At 63.4% G+C, this 18,760-nt stretch carries 16 protein-coding genes; 10 read left to right on the plus strand and 6 right to left on the minus strand.

The window, feature by feature from the left end:
- Nucleotides 1–13 precede the first annotated feature (13 nt).
- The 4 genes from QM649_RS15495 (at nt 14) to QM649_RS15510 (ending at nt 5,552) form a co-directional block, all read left to right on the plus strand.
- Nucleotides 14–2,470: a penicillin acylase family protein gene (locus tag QM649_RS15495; protein ID WP_415199965.1), complete on the plus strand. Its 2,457-nt coding sequence runs from the start codon at nt 14–16 to the stop codon at nt 2,468–2,470.
- On the plus strand, nt 2,467–4,200 hold the full coding sequence (locus tag QM649_RS15500) for a 6-pyruvoyl-tetrahydropterin synthase-related protein (protein WP_415199966.1): 1,734 nt from the start codon (nt 2,467–2,469) through the stop codon (nt 4,198–4,200). The genes QM649_RS15495 and QM649_RS15500 overlap by 4 nt, the downstream gene beginning before the upstream one ends.
- 5 nt (nt 4,201–4,205) lie before the next feature.
- Complete coding sequence (locus QM649_RS15505) at nt 4,206–5,120, plus strand: polyprenyl synthetase family protein (RefSeq protein WP_415199967.1); 915 nt, start codon at nt 4,206–4,208, stop codon at nt 5,118–5,120.
- A gap of 72 nt (nt 5,121–5,192) precedes the next feature.
- Nucleotides 5,193–5,552, plus strand: a complete 360-nt coding sequence (locus QM649_RS15510) for a metal-sulfur cluster assembly factor (RefSeq protein WP_415199968.1) — start codon at nt 5,193–5,195, stop codon at nt 5,550–5,552.
- A gap of 196 nt (nt 5,553–5,748) precedes the next feature.
- On the opposite strand, the gene QM649_RS15515 is transcribed toward QM649_RS15510, so the two are convergent.
- Nucleotides 5,749–6,072 (minus strand): hypothetical protein, encoded by a 324-nt coding sequence (locus tag QM649_RS15515; RefSeq protein WP_415199969.1) that lies wholly within the window; start codon nt 6,070–6,072, stop codon nt 5,749–5,751.
- Between the two features lie 80 nt (nt 6,073–6,152).
- On the minus strand, nt 6,153–6,464 hold the full coding sequence (locus QM649_RS15520; protein ID WP_415199970.1) for a hypothetical protein: 312 nt from the start codon (nt 6,462–6,464) through the stop codon (nt 6,153–6,155).
- 190 nt (nt 6,465–6,654) lie between these two features.
- On the opposite strand from QM649_RS15520, the gene QM649_RS15525 reads away from it, so the two are divergent.
- Complete coding sequence (locus QM649_RS15525; RefSeq protein ID WP_415199971.1) at nt 6,655–7,617, plus strand: catalase family peroxidase; 963 nt, start codon at nt 6,655–6,657, stop codon at nt 7,615–7,617.
- 627 nt (nt 7,618–8,244) lie between these two features.
- On the opposite strand, the gene bshC is transcribed toward QM649_RS15525, so the two are convergent.
- Both bshC and QM649_RS15535 read right to left on the minus strand, forming a co-directional pair.
- Nucleotides 8,245–9,834: a bacillithiol biosynthesis cysteine-adding enzyme BshC gene (bshC, locus tag QM649_RS15530; RefSeq protein WP_415199972.1), complete on the minus strand. Its 1,590-nt coding sequence runs from the start codon at nt 9,832–9,834 to the stop codon at nt 8,245–8,247.
- Between the two features lie 34 nt (nt 9,835–9,868).
- Nucleotides 9,869–10,810 carry a Rossmann-like and DUF2520 domain-containing protein gene (locus tag QM649_RS15535; RefSeq protein ID WP_415199973.1) on the minus strand — a complete coding sequence of 314 codons (942 nt, stop codon included), beginning with the start codon at nt 10,808–10,810 and terminating at the stop codon, nt 9,869–9,871.
- A 54-nt stretch (nt 10,811–10,864) separates the two neighbouring features.
- Between QM649_RS15535 and QM649_RS15540 the strand changes: the two genes are divergently transcribed.
- The 3 genes from QM649_RS15540 (at nt 10,865) to polX (ending at nt 13,940) form a co-directional block, all read left to right on the plus strand.
- On the plus strand, nt 10,865–11,512 hold the full coding sequence (locus QM649_RS15540; protein ID WP_415199974.1) for an NUDIX hydrolase: 648 nt from the start codon (nt 10,865–10,867) through the stop codon (nt 11,510–11,512).
- 171 nt (nt 11,513–11,683) lie between these two features.
- Entirely contained in the window at nt 11,684–11,902 is a 219-nt protein-coding gene (locus tag QM649_RS15545; RefSeq protein ID WP_129209379.1) for a cold shock domain-containing protein, read from the plus strand.
- A gap of 295 nt (nt 11,903–12,197) precedes the next feature.
- Nucleotides 12,198–13,940, plus strand: a complete 1,743-nt coding sequence (gene polX, locus QM649_RS15550; protein ID WP_415199975.1) for a DNA polymerase/3'-5' exonuclease PolX — start codon at nt 12,198–12,200, stop codon at nt 13,938–13,940.
- A 59-nt stretch (nt 13,941–13,999) separates the two neighbouring features.
- Here the strand turns inward: polX and QM649_RS15555 are convergent, their stop codons facing one another.
- Both QM649_RS15555 and QM649_RS15560 read right to left on the minus strand, forming a co-directional pair.
- Nucleotides 14,000–15,124 carry a hypothetical protein gene (locus tag QM649_RS15555; protein ID WP_415199976.1) on the minus strand — a complete coding sequence of 375 codons (1,125 nt, stop codon included), beginning with the start codon at nt 15,122–15,124 and terminating at the stop codon, nt 14,000–14,002.
- Between the two features lie 20 nt (nt 15,125–15,144).
- Entirely contained in the window at nt 15,145–16,938 is a 1,794-nt protein-coding gene (locus tag QM649_RS15560; protein WP_415199977.1) for a patatin-like phospholipase family protein, read from the minus strand.
- Between the two features lie 215 nt (nt 16,939–17,153).
- Here QM649_RS15560 and QM649_RS15565 point away from each other — a divergent pair, with 215 nt between their 5' ends.
- Both QM649_RS15565 and QM649_RS15570 read left to right on the plus strand, forming a co-directional pair.
- Nucleotides 17,154–17,732: a hypothetical protein gene (locus tag QM649_RS15565; RefSeq protein WP_415199978.1), complete on the plus strand. Its 579-nt coding sequence runs from the start codon at nt 17,154–17,156 to the stop codon at nt 17,730–17,732.
- An 81-nt stretch (nt 17,733–17,813) separates the two neighbouring features.
- On the plus strand, nt 17,814–18,713 hold the full coding sequence (locus QM649_RS15570; RefSeq protein ID WP_415199979.1) for an undecaprenyl-diphosphate phosphatase: 900 nt from the start codon (nt 17,814–17,816) through the stop codon (nt 18,711–18,713).
- Nucleotides 18,714–18,760 lie beyond the last annotated feature (47 nt).

An 18,760-nucleotide genomic window follows, 5' to 3' on the forward strand; every position in this document is an offset into this window, starting at 1 on the left:
CAATATTTTTGAAATGCCTCTCGGTCGAAGCGTGCCTGTTCGTGTGAAGCGCCGGCGCCCTGTGCTGCGCGTCCTGTTCTCTCTGATTCTCCTGCTGGTGGTGCTGGCAGCGGCGGCTGTACTCGGAGCCGGGTTATGGCTGCGCCACGCGATGACCGCCGCACTCCCGCAGCTCGACGGCTCGCTTCCACTGCCGGGCCTTTCCGAGCCGGTCACCGTTCGCCGCGATCAGCACGGCGTGCCACACATCGACGCCACAAATCTCGACAACCTCTTCGAGGCGCAGGGCTACATCACCGCGCAGGATCGCCTCTGGGAGATGGATATGGCCCGCCGCGTCTCTGCCGGAGAAGCCGCCGAAGTCCTTGGCTCGCGCCTCGTCGACCATGACCGCATGCAGCGCGTGCTGCAGATCCGCCCAACTGCAGAGCGCATCGTCGCCAGCCTCAGCCCGCGCGACCGCCGCTACTTCGAAGACTACGCCCGCGGCGTCAATGCCTTCATTCGCGAAAACGAAGGCCATCTCTCGCCCGAGTTCCGCCTGCTCATGTACTCACCGAAGCCATGGCAGCCGGTCGACTCCGCTCTGGTGATGGTCGGCATGATGCAGATGCTCGATCAGCACTGGGATACGAAGCTCGAACGCGAACGCGTCACCGCGCGCCTCGGACCCACGCTGGCAGCCTCGCTCTACCCCAACGGATCCTGGCGCGATCATCCGCCCACGCAGGTCGAGCCCGACCTCACCGCGCCGAACCAGATCATCCCCGACGTTCCGCTCGATGAAAGCCAGAGCCGAGTCGAAGACCTGCTGCACCTGAAAGACATGGTGGAGGGATCGCGTGCCGCATGCGCCGGCTGCACTCCCGGCTCCAACCAGTGGGTCGTCTCCGGCGCGCTGACCGCATCCGGCAAGCCGCTGCTCTCGAACGACATGCACCTCAACCACCAGATCCCGAACATCTGGTACGAGCTCGACCTCGGCGCTCCCGGGTTTCACGCCGCCGGTGTCAGCATCCCCGGCATGCCGTATATCGTCGCCGGGCACAACGAGCACATCGCCTGGGGATTCACCGCGCTTTACGCCGACATGCAGGACCTCTACGTCGAGCAGGTCAACAACCAGGACCAGTACCGCACGGTTTCGCCGACAGGCGAGGTCAGCTGGCAGCCGCTCGAGCATGACCGCGAGGTCATCCACGTGCGCGGCGGCCGCGATGTCTCGGTCGACGTCGCACGCACCGTCCACGGACCCATCATCACGCCGCTCGTCCCGCACGAGAAGCGCGCCATCGCCCTGCGCTGGAATATCTACGATCCGAAGTGCGGCGGCGATCCGCTCTTCGACCTCGACACCGCCGCCAACTGGGACGACTTCCGCCACGCCATGAGCGGCTGGTACGCGCCTTCGCAGAACGTCGTCTACTCGGACGACCAGGGCCACATCGGCTACCAGGCCGTCGGCAACATCCCCATGCGCCCTGCGGGCATCGCGTCCACCACCATCAGCGATGCCAACCATGAATGGCAGGGCTTCATCCCCTTCGCGCAGCTCCCCATGGCCTTCGATCCGGCAAACGGCATCCTGGCCACGGCCAATGCCCGCATTACGCCCGACGACTACACCATCCCCATCACTGATGGCTGGGCCGATCCCTACCGCAACGAGCGCATCTGGAAGTGGCTTGCCGGGCAGGTAGGCGCGAACCACAAGATGACGCCCGCCGACATGCTCACCCTCCAGACCGACGTCTACTCCGAAGTCGACCAGGAGCTGGCCCAGCGCTTCGCCTATGCCGTCGACCACGCCTCGAAGACCGACAGCCGCCTGCGCGAGGCTGCCGACCTGCTGCGCAGCTGGGATGGCGTCGTCGGCACGGACTCCGCTCCGGCGGCCATCATCGCAGCGGCGAAGAAGTCCTTCTGGCCGATGCTGCTCAAGCCCCGCATCGGCGACGACTGGAAGCTCTACGAATGGTTTGAGAGCGGCTACGCCCTGGAGCAGATGGTCAACCACAAGCCCTCGGAATGGCTGCCGCCAGGTTACGCAAACTGGAACGACTTCCTCGCCGACGTACTGCGTACCGGCATCCACGAGGAGCGTCCCCTCGGCGACCTGAAGAGCTGGAAGTATGGCACGGAGCATCCGGTCGAGGTCACGCATCCGCTCTACAGCATGCTGCCGTGGTTCAAGCACTGGACGGGCACCGGCGAACAGCCACAGTCCGGCGATACGACGACCGTGAAGCAGGTGGGCCACAGCTTCGGCCCCTCGCAGCGCTTCACCATGGACTGGAGCAATCCCGACGCCTCGACCGAGAACATCGTCATGGGCGAAAGCGGTGATCCGCTGAGCCCCTACTACCGCGACCACTGGCCCTATTGGTATGGCGGAAAGACCTTCGCGCTGCCCTTCACCTCCGGCGCAGTCGCCGCGCAGACCACCCACACCCTGCGGTTGACGCCGTGAAGCTCGACTTCTCCGCCTGCCAGTTAACAGCTGGCCGCGCCGCCCGCAGCCGCCGGTCGCTATTCCTCGCATGCGCAGGAATCGCCGTGCTGCCGCTGGCCTGGCACGGCGTCTCCTGTGGGCACGACTTCGACTTCCACCTCGAATCGTGGATCGAGACCGTCCATCACTGGCGTGAGGGTGTCGCCTATCCGCACTGGGCCGCTTCGCCCAACTACGGCGCAGGCGAGCCGCGCTTCGTCTTCTATCCGCCGCTTTCCTGGGCGCTCGGCGCGCTGCTCGGCGCGGTTCTGCCATGGACATGGGTCCCGCTCGCCTTCACCCTCATCGCGCTGGTGGCCATGGGTGTCGCCTGCTTCCGCATGGCGCGCGAATGGATGACGGAGGGCGGAGCGACGCTCGCCGCCTGCCTCTACATCCTCAATCCGTACACGCTCTTCGTCGCCTATGAGCGCACAGCCTACGGCGAGCTACTGGCCGCAGCCTCCATTCCACTGGTCCTGCTCTACGCGCTGCGCAGGAAAGCTGCCGTGCCGGAGCTCTCGCTGGCCATCGCCGCGCTGTGGCTCACCAACGCCCCCGGCGCGGTGATGGGCTGCTACGCCATGGCCCTGCTCGTCGGCTGGATGGCCATCACCGAGCGCCGCTGGGGACTGATCGGCCGTGCCGCCGGTGGATCGGCTCTGGGTCTCGGCCTCGCCAGCTTTTACCTGCTGCCCGCGCTCGTCGAACAGCGCTGGGTCGAGATCTCCCGCGCTATCGGCGACGGCATGCGCGTCGAAGACAGCTTCCTCTTCGGCCATACCGGCGAGCCCTTCCATGACCAGGTGCTGCGCACCGCCTCGTGGATCGCCGTCACCCTGCTCGCGGCCACCATCGCGACTGCAGTCGCAGCGCATCGGGGCCGCCAGCAGCCGAAGCTCCGCAGCGGGCTGCTGCTGCTGGCCGCCGTCATCGCTGTTCTGCTGCTGCCCTTCAGCGATCCCACCTGGCGTCACGTCCCCGAGCTGCAGTTTCTGCAATTCCCCTGGCGCTGGCTGCTGGTGCTCGGCCTGGTCCTGTCGCTTCTGGCTGGATTCGGCATTCGCCAGCAGGCCCGCACCCGTCGCAGCCTCACTCTGCGCGTCGGCGCCATGCTGCTCTTCGCGCTGCTGATGGCCGCTTTCTCCTGGACGCGCTACTGGCAGCCCTGCGACGACGAGGACAACGTCCGCGCCCAGCTCGCCACCTTCGCCGCGCAAGGTTTCGAAGGCACCGACGAATACACGGCCACGGCCGCCGACAACGGTGACATCCAGCAAAACCTGCCCGAGGTCCGCATCCTGCCCGAGGCCACCTCGGACACCGCTGACAGTTCCATCGCCGAAAATCCCGAATGGCATCCAGTCGCGCCTTCGCTGGCCGGAAGCGTGCGCATACATCGGTGGCAAAGCGAGCACAAATCCGTGGTGGTCGATAGCCCTGCGCCGGCTTTCGCAGTCCTGCGACTCATGGATTACCCTGCCTGGAACGTGGTGCTGAATGGCCGGCCCATCACCGAAAGACCCCGTCGTGATGACGGCCTGATGGTCATTCCCATCCCCGCCGGGCGATCCGAAATCGAGGTTCGCTACGGGTTGACCAAAGACATGTGGGGTGGCCGCAGCCTTTCGCTGATCTCCCTCGTCCTTCTGATGGGAGCTGTCCTGCTGCGGATACAGGCAGCCAGAAACTCCGAACAGGTAAAATGAGTCGAATGCAAGTCGAAGTTCAGGTAAAAGAGATTCTCGAATCCGGCGTGGAGCTGACCGATCAGGCACTCGAACGTCTGTTGCCCTCCGGCGACACGGTGCCGTCGTCGATCCACCGCGCCATGCGCCACAGCACCTTTGCCGGCGGCAAGCGCCTGCGTCCCGTCCTCGCGATGGAAGCCGCGCGCATGATCCACAATCGCGGCAAGGGCGGCGGCGAGCTGCCCGCGGGCGTTGCAGATCTCGGCGCGGCGATCGAGATGCTCCACACCTACTCGCTGATCCACGACGATCTGCCGGCGCTCGACAATGACGATCTGCGCCGTGGCAAGCCCACCTGCCATGTCGTTTACGGCGAAGCCATTGCCATCCTCGCCGGCGACGCCCTGCAGACGCTGGCCTTCCAGACGCTCGCACGCCTCGCCAGCCCCGCCCCCGCAACCGTCGAGATCATCAAGCTGGTCAGCGATGCGATCGGCACCGTCGACGGCATGATCGGCGGCCAGGTGCTCGATATCGAAGGCGAGGGCTCGCAGCCCACCGCCGAATCGGTCGACGCCATCCATCGCGCCAAGACCGGCGCGCTCATCCGCGTCAGCGTCGTCTCCGGCGGCGTCTATGGCGGAGCGAACGCGGACGACGTGGCCCGCCTCACCGAGTTCGGACGCAAGGGCGGACTCGCGTTCCAGATCATCGACGACATCCTCGACGTCACCCAGAACTCCGAGCAGCTCGGCAAGACCGCCGGCAAGGATCTGGCCAGCGTGAAAGCCACCTGGCCAGCCGTCTTCGGTCTCGAAGAATCGCGCCGTCAGGCTGACCAGCTGATCGCCGAGGCCTTCGCCGCACTTGAGCCCTACGGCGCGGCAGCCGACGGCCTCAAAGCCGTGGCGCGCTACCTGGTCGAGCGCACACACTGATCCACGAACAGCCTCCTCGCGGAGGCTGTTTTCTTTCGCAGAGAATTATTTGCACGAGGACAGGGCCTGAACATGAGCAACGTTGCGACGACGTTTTCAGCGGATGACATCTACATCGCACTCTGCGATGTGAACGACCCCGAGGTTCCGCTGAATATCGTGGAACTCGGTCTGGTCTATCGTGTCGAGGTAGCCCTGGATACCGAAGCACCCGGCGCAGGCATCCCCGGCGTGCCGCCGCGCTATCGCGCCGAGGTCGACGTGACCATGACCTCAACCGGATGCCCTGCGCACGAGATGATTCTGGAAAAGGTGCGCAACCGGCTGGCAGGCATGCCGCAACTTAGCGACATCCGCGTAACGCTGGTCTGGGAGCCAGCCTGGACCCCACAGCGCATCATCGAAGCAGGCCGCCAGAAGCTGGGGATTTAGCTCAGGGCTCAGATAAAAACATCTGTCATTCCGACCGAAGCGAAGCCCAAAGGGCGAAGCGGAGTGGAGGAACCTGCGGTTCTCGCTCAACACGCGAGAATACAGGTGCCCCATCCAAACTCTTTCCTCAGAAACAACTCTAACCTCGCGACCAGCGGGAGCGCGTGCCGAAGGCGGTTCGCCCTGCACGCAGCAGTCAGCGCATCAGGGTTTCGCGGAACTTCTCGCCCTTCTTCGCCAGATCCTCCACGAAGTCCTCGGCACGGACGAGGAAGTCCTGCCCTGCGCGCAGGTAGCCGGGCACCTTCTCCCAGATCTCGCGCGCCGTCTCCGGGCTCTCGATCACGGCGGCCGCCGCTCCGGCTGCAGCCACAGCCAGCGCAGCCTTGCGCTTGCCGGCAATCAGCAGCCAGGCGCTCGCCACCAGCGATCCGGCCGCGACAGCGCGGCTCCAGGGAAACTCACTCACGACTTCAGGCACTTTGGCATCGATCTTGTAGGGCAGCTTCATCAGGTTCATTCCATTCCCCATAGCCATAACTTTCTAGGATGCAGGCCCCACGCGGGCAGCCTGTCGAAAACGGCATCGGTCTCAATCTTTTAGTCCAGGTCGAAGTCGCGCAGCGGCTTGCCTGTATCGGGTGATTCCTTGGCCTTGCGCAGCGCCTCGGCGAATTTCTTGTCGAGCAGGTCGTTGCTGTTCTTCTGCGCCTCCACCGACTGGCGGAAGAGGCTTTCCTTACGCTCGTTCTGCTCGCGCATGGCCTTTGCCGCCGTCTCGAAGTCTTCGAACGTACGCTTGCGCGGCGCCGGCGTGTGCGCGATCACCGCCCCCGTCGCCGGATCGACCTTCATCATTGAACCGCACTCGGGGCAGGCTACCTCGATCGTAGATTGCTGCTTGCTGCTCATCGCTCGAATGCACTCCTTGCCGCCGCGCTCTTCCGCCCGGCGAATATCCCTCAGTCTATCGCCGCCCGCCGGATCATGTCTCGCAGGGCCTTATCCACAGGGGACGGAATAATTTTCATGACGCCAAGGTTCTGCAACCGCAATCATAGAAGCGCGTCACCCCCAAACACGGACACGAACCAGGAGCGCCATGCCCCTCCCGACCGACGAAAAACTCCTCGCCCTCAGCAACGACCTCATCCAGCAGTTCGACCAGATCTTCGGCCTGCATCCCGGCTTCCGCCCCGCGCACGCCAAGGGCATCCTGCTTACCGGCGCATTTACGCCCGCTGCCGGAGCCTCGGCGCTGACGCGCGCTCCACACATCGCGCGGCCCTCCACACCGGTCACCGTGCGCTTCTCGAACTCCACCGGCCTGCCGCTTATTCCGGACAGCGATCCCAACGCCAACCCGCGCGGCTTCGCCATCCGCTTCAACCTCGCCGAGCACGTCCACACGGACATCGTCAGCCACTCGACCGACGGCTTCCCCACGCACACCGGAGCCGAATTCCTCGAGTTCCTGCGCGCCGTCGTCGCCAGCGATCCGAAGAACCCCGCCGGTTCGCCGCTCGAGGCCTTCCTCGGCAAGCATCCTGAGACGCTCACCTTCATCCAGACGCCCAAGCCCGCGCCGGAAAGCTTCGCCACCGACAACTACTTCGGCGTGACCGCGTTTGAGTTTTTCAATGCCGAGGGCAAGTCGCGCTTCGGTCGCTATCGCATCCTGCCGGGAGCCGGAGTGCACCACCTCACCGAAGAAGAAACGAAGGCGAAGGCCGCCGATTACCACTTTGAGGAGATTGCAGCCCGCGTGAAGCAGGGGCCGATCACCTTCCGGATCGCCGTCCAGTTGGCGAATGAAGGCGATGTGACCGACAACGCCACCATCCACTGGCCCGAAGACCGCGAGATCGTCGAGCTTGGCACGATCACGCTCGATACACTCGTTGCCGACAACGCGGTAGAGCAGCAACGCATCATCTTCGACCCGATTCCGCGTGTCGACGGCATCGAGCCCTCGGCCGATCCCCTGCTCGAACTGCGCGCCGCGATCTACCTCATCAGCGGACGTCGCCGCCGCGCCGCGCCTCCGACTGGGGAAGCGAAGTAGTCAGCGCATCTTGTTGTTCTAAAGAAAAACTGTCATTCCGACCACAGCGAGACGGTCTCACCGTCTCGCGAAGCGGAGATCTGCGACTGGGATGTCAGGACCGCAAGAGTCATGAGCGAAGAAAAGCCCATACCTGATCCCTCTCCCGCGGCGAAGTCAGGATCAGCTTGTGGCCCCGAAACCGCTCCAGCTCGGCCATGAGCTGCGGGCGTTGTCGTTTGCGAAAATCCAGGACATAACGCAGGAATGCAGGATCGAATCTTTCCGGACATCCGGCAGCCATGTCGGGCCGCACCTGCCCTCGTGTCGAGAAAATTCGCCCATGGCTCTCCACAGACAGGTTGTCGTGGAATAGTCCAAAAGAATCGCGGCATCGGCTCTCTCTAGACGCATGCCCAGAGTGCGATGGTAATTGCCATCAATTACCCAGACTTCTTCTGCAAGTACCCGCCGGAGCCGGGCATCGAATTCGGCCGGAGTGGTTTCTACCCAACCCGGTTGCCAGAAAAGCTGATCCAGATGGACGACCGGGAGATTGCCGGCAAACGCAATCTCCCGCGCGAGCGTAGACTTCCCGGCACCAGGGCAGCCAAGAATCAGAAGCCGTGCGACAGGAGGCATGTCGACTTACAAGTAAATCGCCCGATGTCCGGGGCACTCCTGCGCCGCATGCTCCACCAGCTCGGCAGCCAGTTCCATCCCGTATTTCGCCAGAAACACGGCTGCGCCCACCGCGCGCTCCTGGAGATGCTGGTCAGGATAGATCGCGAGATACATCGCATCGACGTGCTTGCGCAGGCTCGCTTCCTTCTGCAGCTGGAAGTTTGCCGCAAGCCGCCGCAGGCGGTTCATCTGGTAGCGCATCTTCGAAGCCGCCACTCCCGCCGACTTGCCCAGCGAGGCGTCGAGCTTCGTCATCCACCCGGTAACCTCGTTCAGCTCCGCATCGAGCGCATTCCCCGCCGCGGCCAGCTTCTGCTTACCTTCGATCGGGATCGCCCGCGCGCCCAGCCGCCCGGCCAGCTCTTCCGGACGCTGATGCAGGATGTCGTCGACGGAGAGCTGATGCTGCTTCATGACGTCCGCAATCGCCGGTTCCACCAGCGTCGCGCTCAGGCGCGGAAGCACAGCCGTGGTGCGGCCAAGAATCTTCTCGTAGAGCACCTGCGACTGCGCGAAGTAGGCAATCTCTGCCGGACCGCCGATATAGGCCGCCGTCGGCAGGATGAAATCCTGAAACACCGGCCGCAACAGCGCATTCGGGCTCAACCGCTCAGGCTCGGCCACGAGGATCGCCAGCAGCTCGGCAGTGGTGTAACTCTTCTTCCCCGCCGTCCACACATCGCCCTCACGGCGCTTCAGCGCCAGGCGCATGCCGTTTTCATCAATCAGGAAAAGCAGGCTGCTGTTTGGCGTCACCAGCACCTGTGCGGCATACCCTTCCGCCTCGAGTTGTTTACCGCGCTCCAGCAGAGCCGTCTCCAGCTCCGCCGCGCGTTCGATGCCCGCACGCAGCACCGGCGCGCCCAGCGCATGGAAGCCTCGCGACGCAGCGTCGATGAGAACAAGACCGGTCCCGGCAAAGATCTTTGTCAGCAGCTTGCCAAAGGCCTCGGCATAGGTTGCATCCGGCGTATACGAGGCCTCGATCGCGTCCAATACATCGGACGGGCCTAACAAGCCCGCAGCCTCTTCGAGCACCGCCGAGATGCCGCTACCCAACTTCACGCCGCCCACCGGCTTCGCCGTCGAGCCTTCTTCGTGCGCCAGCTTCAGCTTGAGCAGCTCATGCTTGGTGGGGAAAGAAACATGGTCGGCCTCGTCGAGGTCATGGTCCTCGGTCGCCATCCAGAAAACCGGCACCGCATTCGCCTCGCGTGCCTTGCGGATGGCCGTCGCTGCCTTCAGCAGCGTAAACAGCGGTCCGCCAAAAAGTGTCACCTGCTGGCCGGTCACGACCGCAGGCGCGCCCTCGCGCAGACGGGCAATATTCGCGAGCGTCTCTGCGCCGGCTCCAAAGCCGCGATTCTGCTCTTCCAGGAGATCGGCAATCCCTGCACGCACAGTGGAGTCCACCGTGACCTGGCGCTTCGCCCAGTCGCGCGACCAGGGCGTCGCCGTGTAATACGGAGCCAATGGCTCACGGTGCTCGGCATATGCGAGGAAAAGCCGGCTGAGCCGGGGAAGGATCGAGATTGGATAACACTCGGTGTGCAAAACTACGGCTCTCCCTCAGTGCTGCTCGTACTTGTTACTGCTCCTGCCTGCGCCCACTTGATTTCGCCGGCTTCAGTCTCTCACGAAGGCGCTTCGCCCCGTCCGCCTCGCCGGCCTCAAAGTTGTTCGCCGCCAACACCTCGGCCAGCGATTCGCGGTTTCGTACCGGCAGCGCGGCTAGTGCTTCCTCGGCCAGCGCGCGATACACTCCCGCAAGGATCGGATGCGCCGCAAGTGCCTGAAGATGCAGATGTATTGTCCCCGCATCCCCTCGCGCGAAGGGCCCGCTGAAGCTCCTCTCCGGCCCGCGCGCGGCCAGATTGTGAACCGTGGGCACCGCCAGCGCCGCAACCCATTGCTTCGCAGTCGCTTCGTCCAGACCCGCCAGCCGCGCCGTCTCCATCGCCGCCGTCAGCGCCGCAACGATCAGCGGTGAAGCCATCGTGCCTGCCGCGTGGTACAGCGCCTTCTTCTTTCCGTCCACGCGAAAAGGCCGGCCACCGATCTTCTTCACGAGCCTTTCGAGCCTGCCCCGCGTGGATGCGCCTGCTGTCTCGATCCCGAACAGCACGCCTTCGAGCGGTACCACGTCGCGCGTGGGAAACGTCATCACCGGATGCACCGATGCCACCTGCGCACCGGCCTTCCGGGCTGGCTCCAGGACCTCTGAGGTCAACGCGCCGCTCGAATGCACAACGATCTGGCCTGAGAAATCTTTGCCAGAAAAATCCTGCCTTCGCCGAACCAGCTCCTCCGCCGTTTCGCGGATCGCCCCATCCGGCACGCACAGCCATATCACCCGCGCGTCGAGCTTCGCCCGGCGCATCGACACCACACGCCCCTTCACTGCGCGCCGTCCGACGACCTCGGCAACCGGCACACCGGCGCCGCGCAGTGCCGCGTCCAGCGAGGTGCCCCAGTTGCCGGGTCCCACCACCGTGACGTCGATCGCCATTTCCCGTAAATGCCCTGCCATCCACAGGATGGTACCGTAAGAACGGAATCATCCAACGAACGCAGGAGTGAGCAGATGGCGACGAAAAAGAAGGCCGCGAAGCCAGCCGAGACCGTAACCACCGTAAAGGGCAGCCTCAAGCTGAAGTCGGGCAAGCCCGCCGAGGTCACCTCCTCCAAGGTCGCTTATGAAGGACCCCTCTTCAACGTTCTCAAGGAGCAGGTCAAGGAGCCGGGCCTCGAAACCGGCATTGGTTCGGTCGAGCGCGACATCATCCGCCACAACGGCTCGGTCGTGATCCTCGCAGTCGATGAATCGAAGAGCAAAAAAGACCCCTACGTCGTTGTCGAGCGCCAGTATCGCCACGCCGCCGGACAGTTCCTCTATGAGCTGCCTGCCGGCAAGGTGGACGCGGGGGAAGAACGCCTCGCCGCAGCCAAGCGTGAGCTGATCGAAGAGACTGGCTTCCGTGCGAAGAAGTGGACCAAGCTCTCACGCTACTACGCCAGCCCCGGTTTCCTCGGCGAGTGGATGCAGGTCTATCTCGCCGAAGGCCTGACCCTTGGCGACGCCACCCCCGAGGCCGATGAGCGCATTCAACTCTTCCTCGTTCCCCTGTCCGAGCTGCTGCGCCTGATCGAAGGCGGCAAGATCGAGGACGGCAAGACGATTCTTTCCGTGCTCCTGTATGCCCGAATGAAGCAGGCTCGAAAGAAAGCTTGAGCGCACGAAAGCGATCTCACGCATTTACAAAGAGTTAGAGGTTTTCCCCGTATACGGCTGAGCAATCGGCGGTTTCGGGGAAAACCAAAGAGCGAAGAGTTGCGTCTTTATGAATCAAGCAGGTTGGCGACTCCCCAACCGGAATCTGCTTTTCAGGAAGGGCAATAGCTCGTGGCTCAATACAAGGGTAAGGTCAAGTGGTTCAACAATGCGAAGGGTTACGGCTTCATCGGACGGGATGACGGCCCGGATGTCTTCGTGCACTACAGTGCGATCCAGATCGACGGCTACAAGAGCCTGAAGGAAGGCGATGAGGTCGAATTCGATATCGTGCAGGGGCAGAAAGGTCCGCAGGCGGACCAGGTCACTCGCACCGAGCAGATCGCGTAGAACCATCACGGGCGAATAAGGTCCGCGGACATCGCGCGACATCGCCAACCGAGCAATCCTCAGCGTACGTGGAAGTCATCCTCTGATTGCTGACCGGCCCCATTGCGGTCTTCCCGTCGCGATTCTCAAAAGAAATGACCCCGACCTCGAGCGGGGCTTTCTTTTTGAAATCCTCCCTGCCCCTCCCCGATACATTCCAATGCTTCCTTCGGAGCTGAGCCCGCTCAGCTCCGACCGTCTCATTCATGCCCGATAATGGCAAGGACTCTAGCTGTGTGCAGGAGTCCTATCGCTTATGGATAATCGCTCGATCGCCCAGCTCCTCTCTGAGACCGCCGACCTGCTCGAAATTAGCAGCGGCGATCCCTTCCGCATCCGCTCCTATCGCCGCGCCGCCGAGGCCGTCGAGTCGACGACTATCCAGATCAGCGCCATCGCCGGAGACGCGAAGAAGCTTCAGGAGATCCCCGGCATCGGCAAAGGCATGGCCGCGAACCTGCAGGAGATCGAGAAGGCCGGCACGCTTCCCCTGCGCGAAGAGCTGCTCCAGAAATACCGCCCCACCATGCTCGAACTGCTGAAACTCCCCGGCATGGGTCCGAAGACGGTCGCGCTCTTCTGGGAGGCGCTGCAGATCTCGTCCGTTGACGATCTCGAAGCCGCCATCGCCGCAGGCAAGCTCAAGAACCTGCCGCGCTTCGGCGAGAAGCAGATCGAAAAGCTGCGCAAGGGTATCGAGGACTACAAGAAAAACAGCGGCCGCTTCCTGATCGATACCGGCGAGGAAGCCGCGGAGAAGCTCATCGCCTATCTCCGCGAATTCCCCGGTCTCACCACCATCCAGCCCGCGGGCTCATTGCGCCGCGGCCGCGAGACCGTCGGCGATCTCGACATCCTCGTGACCGGACCGGCCTGCGCCGAGGACAAGGTGCAGGCGGCCGTCGATTACACCGCCGCCTATCCGCCCATCTCGAACCTCATCGCCAAGGGCCAGAACAAGGTCAGCTTCAACCTCCGCAGCGGCCTGCAGGTGGACGTGCGCCTGCTGCCCGAAGGCTCCTACGGCGCGGCGCTCCAGTATTTCTCCGGCTCGAAGATGCACAATGTCACCATCCGCCAGCGCGCGCTCAAGCGCGGCTACACACTGAGCGAGTACGCGCTCGCAAAGGTCGAGGATGGCTCGTTCGTCGCCGGAGCGACCGAGGAAGAAATCTACGCCGCGCTTGGCCTCGCCTGGATTCCGCCCGAGCTGCGAGAGAACAACGGCGAGATCGAGGCCGCCGAAAAAGGCACGCTGCCCACACTCATCGAGCAGTCGGATATCCGCGGTGACGTGCACATGCACACCAACGCGACCGACGGCCGCAACACCATCCGCGAGATGGCCGAGGCCGCGCTGGCCCGCGGCTACGCCTACATCGCCATCACCGACCACTCGAAAAACCTGGCCATGACCAACGGCCTCGATGACGCGCGTGCCCTCGAGCATATTCGCCGCATCCGCGAGGTCGACGCCGAGATGGAAGGCCGCATCCGCGTCTTCCCCGGCATCGAAGTCGACATCCTCGGCGACGGCGAGATCGATCTTGCCGATGAAACGCTGGCGCAGATGGATGTGGTCATCGCCAGCGTCCACACGCTCTTCAATCAGCCGCGCGAGCAGATGACCGAGCGCGTGCTGCGCGCCATCGAGAACCCGTATGTGCGCATCCTCGGCCATCCCACCGGACGCCTGCTGCTGCGCCGCGAGCCCTTCGAGATCGACCTGCCCACGGTCCTGCGTCGCGCCGCGGAGCTCGGCGTCGCCGTGGAGCATAACGCCTATCCCGACCGCCTCGACCTGAGCGACCGCGATTTGCGCCTGGCGAAGGAACTGGGCTGCAAAATCAGCGTGAACACCGACTCCCACCACACCAGCCACATGGAGAAGATGCGCTACGGCATCCGTCAGCTCCGCCGTGCATGGCTCACAAAGGACGATGTGCTGAATACGCTCCCGGCAGACGCGTTCCTTGCGGCACTCCGCCCACGCCCGTAAACCCAAAATGTGGGTGTCCCATCCAAGCTCTGCTTGGGTGGGAAGATACGAACTCTGGTCTACTCCTCCGGCGGCGTAACTACCTTCAGCACCGGGGCATTGACCGTCGAAGTCACGACTTTCGGCGTCACCACAATGTTGTCGGGAGCAGGCGGCACGCTCCCGATCGCCGGCGGCTCGGTGCGCGGCGGCTTGTCGCCGGCCAGGCGGATGTTCACCAGCTTATTCACCGCGTCGAACCAGAACGGAGCACCCAGTGAGACTGCGATTCCCGTCAGCCCCCAGCCAGCCAGATTGAGCACCCATCCCCACAGGATGCCGAGACGTATCTTCCATCGCGCCTCATGCGTGAAGACATCTCCGACGTGCTCCCAATAGGCGCCGGTGTGGTGATATCCGACGGGGATGTAGCTCTCGAGCGTCCCGGTCAGATCCCGGCGCGCCTGCTGATAGTCCTGCTCGCTGCATCCCCCGGCGTCCTTGCAGCTGTACATCTGCGCAGTCGTCGTAAGCACGGTGCGCGCATCTTCCGAGCTCCATAGATCTTTCGTAATGGAAAAGAGGTTGGCATTGCACAACACCGCCAGCGCCATGCCGATGTAGAGCAGCACGGTCTGCGTGTTCTGCTTGTAAAGCCCGTTGATGCGGTCCATCGTGCCGTCATACCACTGCTCGAGCGCCAGCGTCGAGGCGCTCACATGCTGCTCGGTCCCGGCCAGCACCGCTTCCAGACGCCGCTTCAGGTCGCGGTTCTCGATCTTTGCGACAAGGCTCCGCACCGGCGCGCCGCACATCTCGTGCTTCTCGCAAAGAACAGCCACCAGCACGCGGCTGAACAGCGCAGCGGGGATGTATGTGGGACGTGCGCCTGCGGCAGCAGCATCGTCTTCTCCGGGCTGCAACGCCTTCGCCTTCGGCGCGTCGTCCTTCTTCTTGCGGGATACCTTCCCGGTGTGCAGCGCTACCGTCACCTTCGGCGTCGAAAAGGAAATTGTCCGGATCAACGGATGCTGGAAGAAGTCGTGAGCGATCTCGCCGCCCAGCATGCTTTCGATGGCACTCACCAGTGAGGCCGCACGCCGCGCTGTAAACCAGGCCCACACCTCCTGCAGATGCGAAGCGATGATGCTCAACAGCAGGCATACCACGGCAATGCCGATTGCCACTCCCAGGACCCGTTCCATCCCCACTCCCTATCCGTCGACTACAGCTTTACGTTCGGCGCCAGCCCCTTCTCCAGCAGCTCCGCAACCTTACCCTTCTCAAAGAGCGAGATCGCATCGATCACCCCTCCGAGCAATTCCGCTGCCGGAGCGCCGTGAAGCAGCGGCCCCTTGATGGCGCGCAGCCGCTCCATCGCCAGCCCCGCAATGGTGTGCACATCGTCCCGGCTGATCTGCCCGCGCTGCGGCCGTTCGAGTTCCTGCGCCGCCGTCCCCACGAGCGGAATGATGGACAGCCACTTCACCGCTTCCGGATCGTTCTTCGCTCTCACCGGGTCCGCCTCGGGCGGCGCAGCTCCGGCGAAGTTGGACCGCACCGCACCAGCATACTTCCCTGCCGCCACAAGACCAGCCGCAATCACCGGATTTGTCTCCGGCAACCGGAAATGCACATCGAGAAATCGCTGGCAGTTGTATCTTCCTAACAAAAAATCATGCGCCCGGAAGCTACGCTCCATGAAGCCGCCGAAGGCGCTCAGCGTGCCGCACTGCAGCGCATCCTGATCTTCCTGTCCCTTGTCTTCCTGTCCAAGCTTTTTTTCTCCAGGGTCGGACGGCGCAATCACAAAGCGGCTGAAGGCCCTGCCGCTGGTGAGCACCGAGAGCGACTCGCCCAGGAAGCGCGACTGCGACATCACCACGGTGAACAGCCGCCCCAGCATGCCGAAGAGCGTAAGCGGAGGCGGCTCGAAGAATCCCTCATCGAACCGCTCCCGCGTAGGAAATGGCGCCACCGTCAGCACCGCCGCGTTGGCCTTCTCCGGACTGCGAGGGTTCGAAGTCACACAGTCGATCGTCTCCGCCTGCGGATTGCGCGAGGCCAGGTAATCGTGCGAAAGCTCGAACGGATCGTTATCCGTTACGCCGCCGTCGATGTTGAAGGTGTCGACCGTCGTCGGGGGCGGCTGGGGAAGATCCGGCAAAGGCAACGGCACAGGCGCCTTCGCGCCCACCGGAAACCAGAGCGGCGTCCGGTAATCGCTCACCCGGCGTGTCAGTTTTCGCGGAGCGAGAAACATCGGAAACGCGCCGGTGGCCTTCGCCGCCGTCTGAAGAAAGCTCCAGCTCGCCGTATCGCCCGCGTTGTCCACCGGCAGCGGATAGGCATCGGCGCCCGTGGGTGCAATCGCGCCTCGCACCACCTCGAAGCGCACGCGATCGCCGTAGTACGTGGTGAATTCGTTCACCGATCCGTTTGCGTCGCCATAAAGCGGATACGTCATGCCGCGCACATTCGTCGTCGTGAGAAAGAGCGTCAGGTCATCGGCCACATATGGACGCGCGATGCCCGGCCCGCGCGGCACCAGTGCCTCTGCCGCAATCTGGTCGATGATTGTCGAGTCCAGCAGAGAAGCCAGCGGCTCGCCCTCTTTCAGGTCATCCTTCGCCAGCAGCTTGCGGATGTCGATCTGGTTGACCCACGCCTCGTAGAAGACATTGTTGGTGCCGGTCTTCGTCGTATCCGTGATGTGGTCGAAGCTGGAGTGCAGCATCACCGACGAAATAGCCGCGCACATGCCGCCTGCCGAGGCTCCGGAGAAGCAGTCGAGGATCACGTCATGCAGCGGCGCCACGCCTTCAAATTCCTCCGGAGCATTCTCATCGGCCAGATGTGCCCGGAATGCTTCCTTCTGCGCCTGCCACTGCTCGAGCGCTTCGATCAGAAAATCGAGTACCCCGGCCGTGTACGCGCCCGCCGAGACCGCTCCGGCCATGTTGATGCCAATATGAAATGCGTCTTTCTGCCAGGAAGCAGACGTGCGTTCTCCAGACATGAGTTCTCCATTCGCGGGACATGCGCATACGCGGACAGCCGTGATCCCCGGCAGCGGCGCGAGCGAGAGAGCAGGAGGGTGGGAATCGGTGGCAGTATCCACTCCGGTCCGGCGATATGTCGAGAAGATTCGTAACGGAACGAGGCTGATTTACAGCACGGCCGTAACGCACTCGTCACACGATAAAATCCTCGTGTACTCGAAAGGCATCCTGCATGGCAGCAGACTCAAGCACCGGCCGTTCCCTGCTCATCGTCCTCGTTGCGTTCGCCGTTGTCTCACTGGCCATCGCAGCCTATGCCTTCTATGGCCGCAAAGCTCCGGCCAGCGCGGGCGAGGTGCTCAGCGTCCGCCTTTACCCGATTCACCGCAATCTCGCCACGCCGGGCTCAGTCAACGGACTGGGCGGCCAGGCCGAGGAATTCGACGAGATGCTGGTCTTCGCCAACGTCCGCATCGAGAACCGCTCGCAGGAGCCGCTCCTCCTGCAGGACATGTGGTCCACGGTCGAACTGCCGGACAACGTGGAGCGGAGCACCGACGTTTCGCAATCCGATTTCGACAAGGTCTTCGTGGCCTATCCCGCCACCCAGGTCGCCCGCAAAGCGCCCCTGCGGCGCGACGTCGCCATCCCGCCCGGCCAGCAGCAGGAGGGGTTGATGATCTTCCACTACGAGCTTTCGCGCGCCACTTGGGACTCGCGCAAATCCATGCACATCGTCATCAGCTTCCAGAACCAGAACGATCTGCTCCTTACCGTTCCACCTGAGGTGTTCTCGGCCTATTCGCACTAAAAGAAGGCGCTTCCGCCGATTTCAGGCCGCGTCGTCATTTCGATACTTTTTCCTGTCATCGGCCCCCGATACAATCGGCGCATGCCCATTCTCAAAGTCATTCTCCTGGCCATCGTCCAGGGCCTTGCCGAACTACTGCCAGTGTCCAGCTCCGCCCACGTCGTGGTTGCCGAGAAGCTCATGGGCCTCGATCCGTCCTCGCCGCAGATGACCCTGCTGCTGGTCATGCTGCACACCGGCACCATGTTCGCCGTCATCGTCTACTTCTGGAAGCAGTGGAAGGACGCCTACTTCACCAGCGCGGAGAATTTCAAGCGTTTCCTGGTCAACATGATCTGGGCGACCGTCCTGACCGGCGCCGTTGGCTACCCGCTGAAGAAGGTCATCGAGAAGGTCATGTTCCACGGCGCGGAGAAGGCGGAACTGGAGCTTCTCTTCTCGCGTCTGGACCTGATCGCCTACGCACTCTTCGCGGCCGGTCTGCTGATTCTGTTCGCGGGCCTGCGTGAGCGCGGCAAAGAGGAGTTCGCCGAGTACCGCACGAACTTCGGGCGCTCCAGCGACGAAATCACCCTCGGCCAGGCCGGCATTATGGGAGCAGTACAGGGACTGGCTCTGCCCTTCCGCGGCTTTTCACGCTCCGGCACGACCATCTCCGCTGGCCTGCTGGTGGGCGCCAGCCGTGAACGCGCCGACCGCTTCAGCTTTGCGATGGCCGTCGTTCTGACCCCTGCCGTCATCGCGGCCGAAGCGCATCGCCTGCTTAAGGCCGCTCATGAAGCAAGCGCAACCGGCGCGCCGATCGACCTGCACGCCAGCCTCACCTCCAGCCTCATCGGCATGGTGCTCAGCTTCTTCGCCGGACTGGCCGCACTGAAGTGGCTCAGCGCCTGGCTCGAAGGCGGCAAGTGGTATCTCTTCGGCATCTACTGCCTCATCGCCTCGGTGGTAGTGTTCCTGCTCCACCATCACGGCTACTAGAAACAAACAGGGCAATGAAAGAGGGGCGCGGCCATTCTTATGGCCGC

Origin of the sequence: Silvibacterium sp., assembly GCF_047605705.1 — a bacterium.
Lineage (GTDB): Bacteria > Acidobacteriota > Terriglobia > Terriglobales > Acidobacteriaceae > Silvibacterium.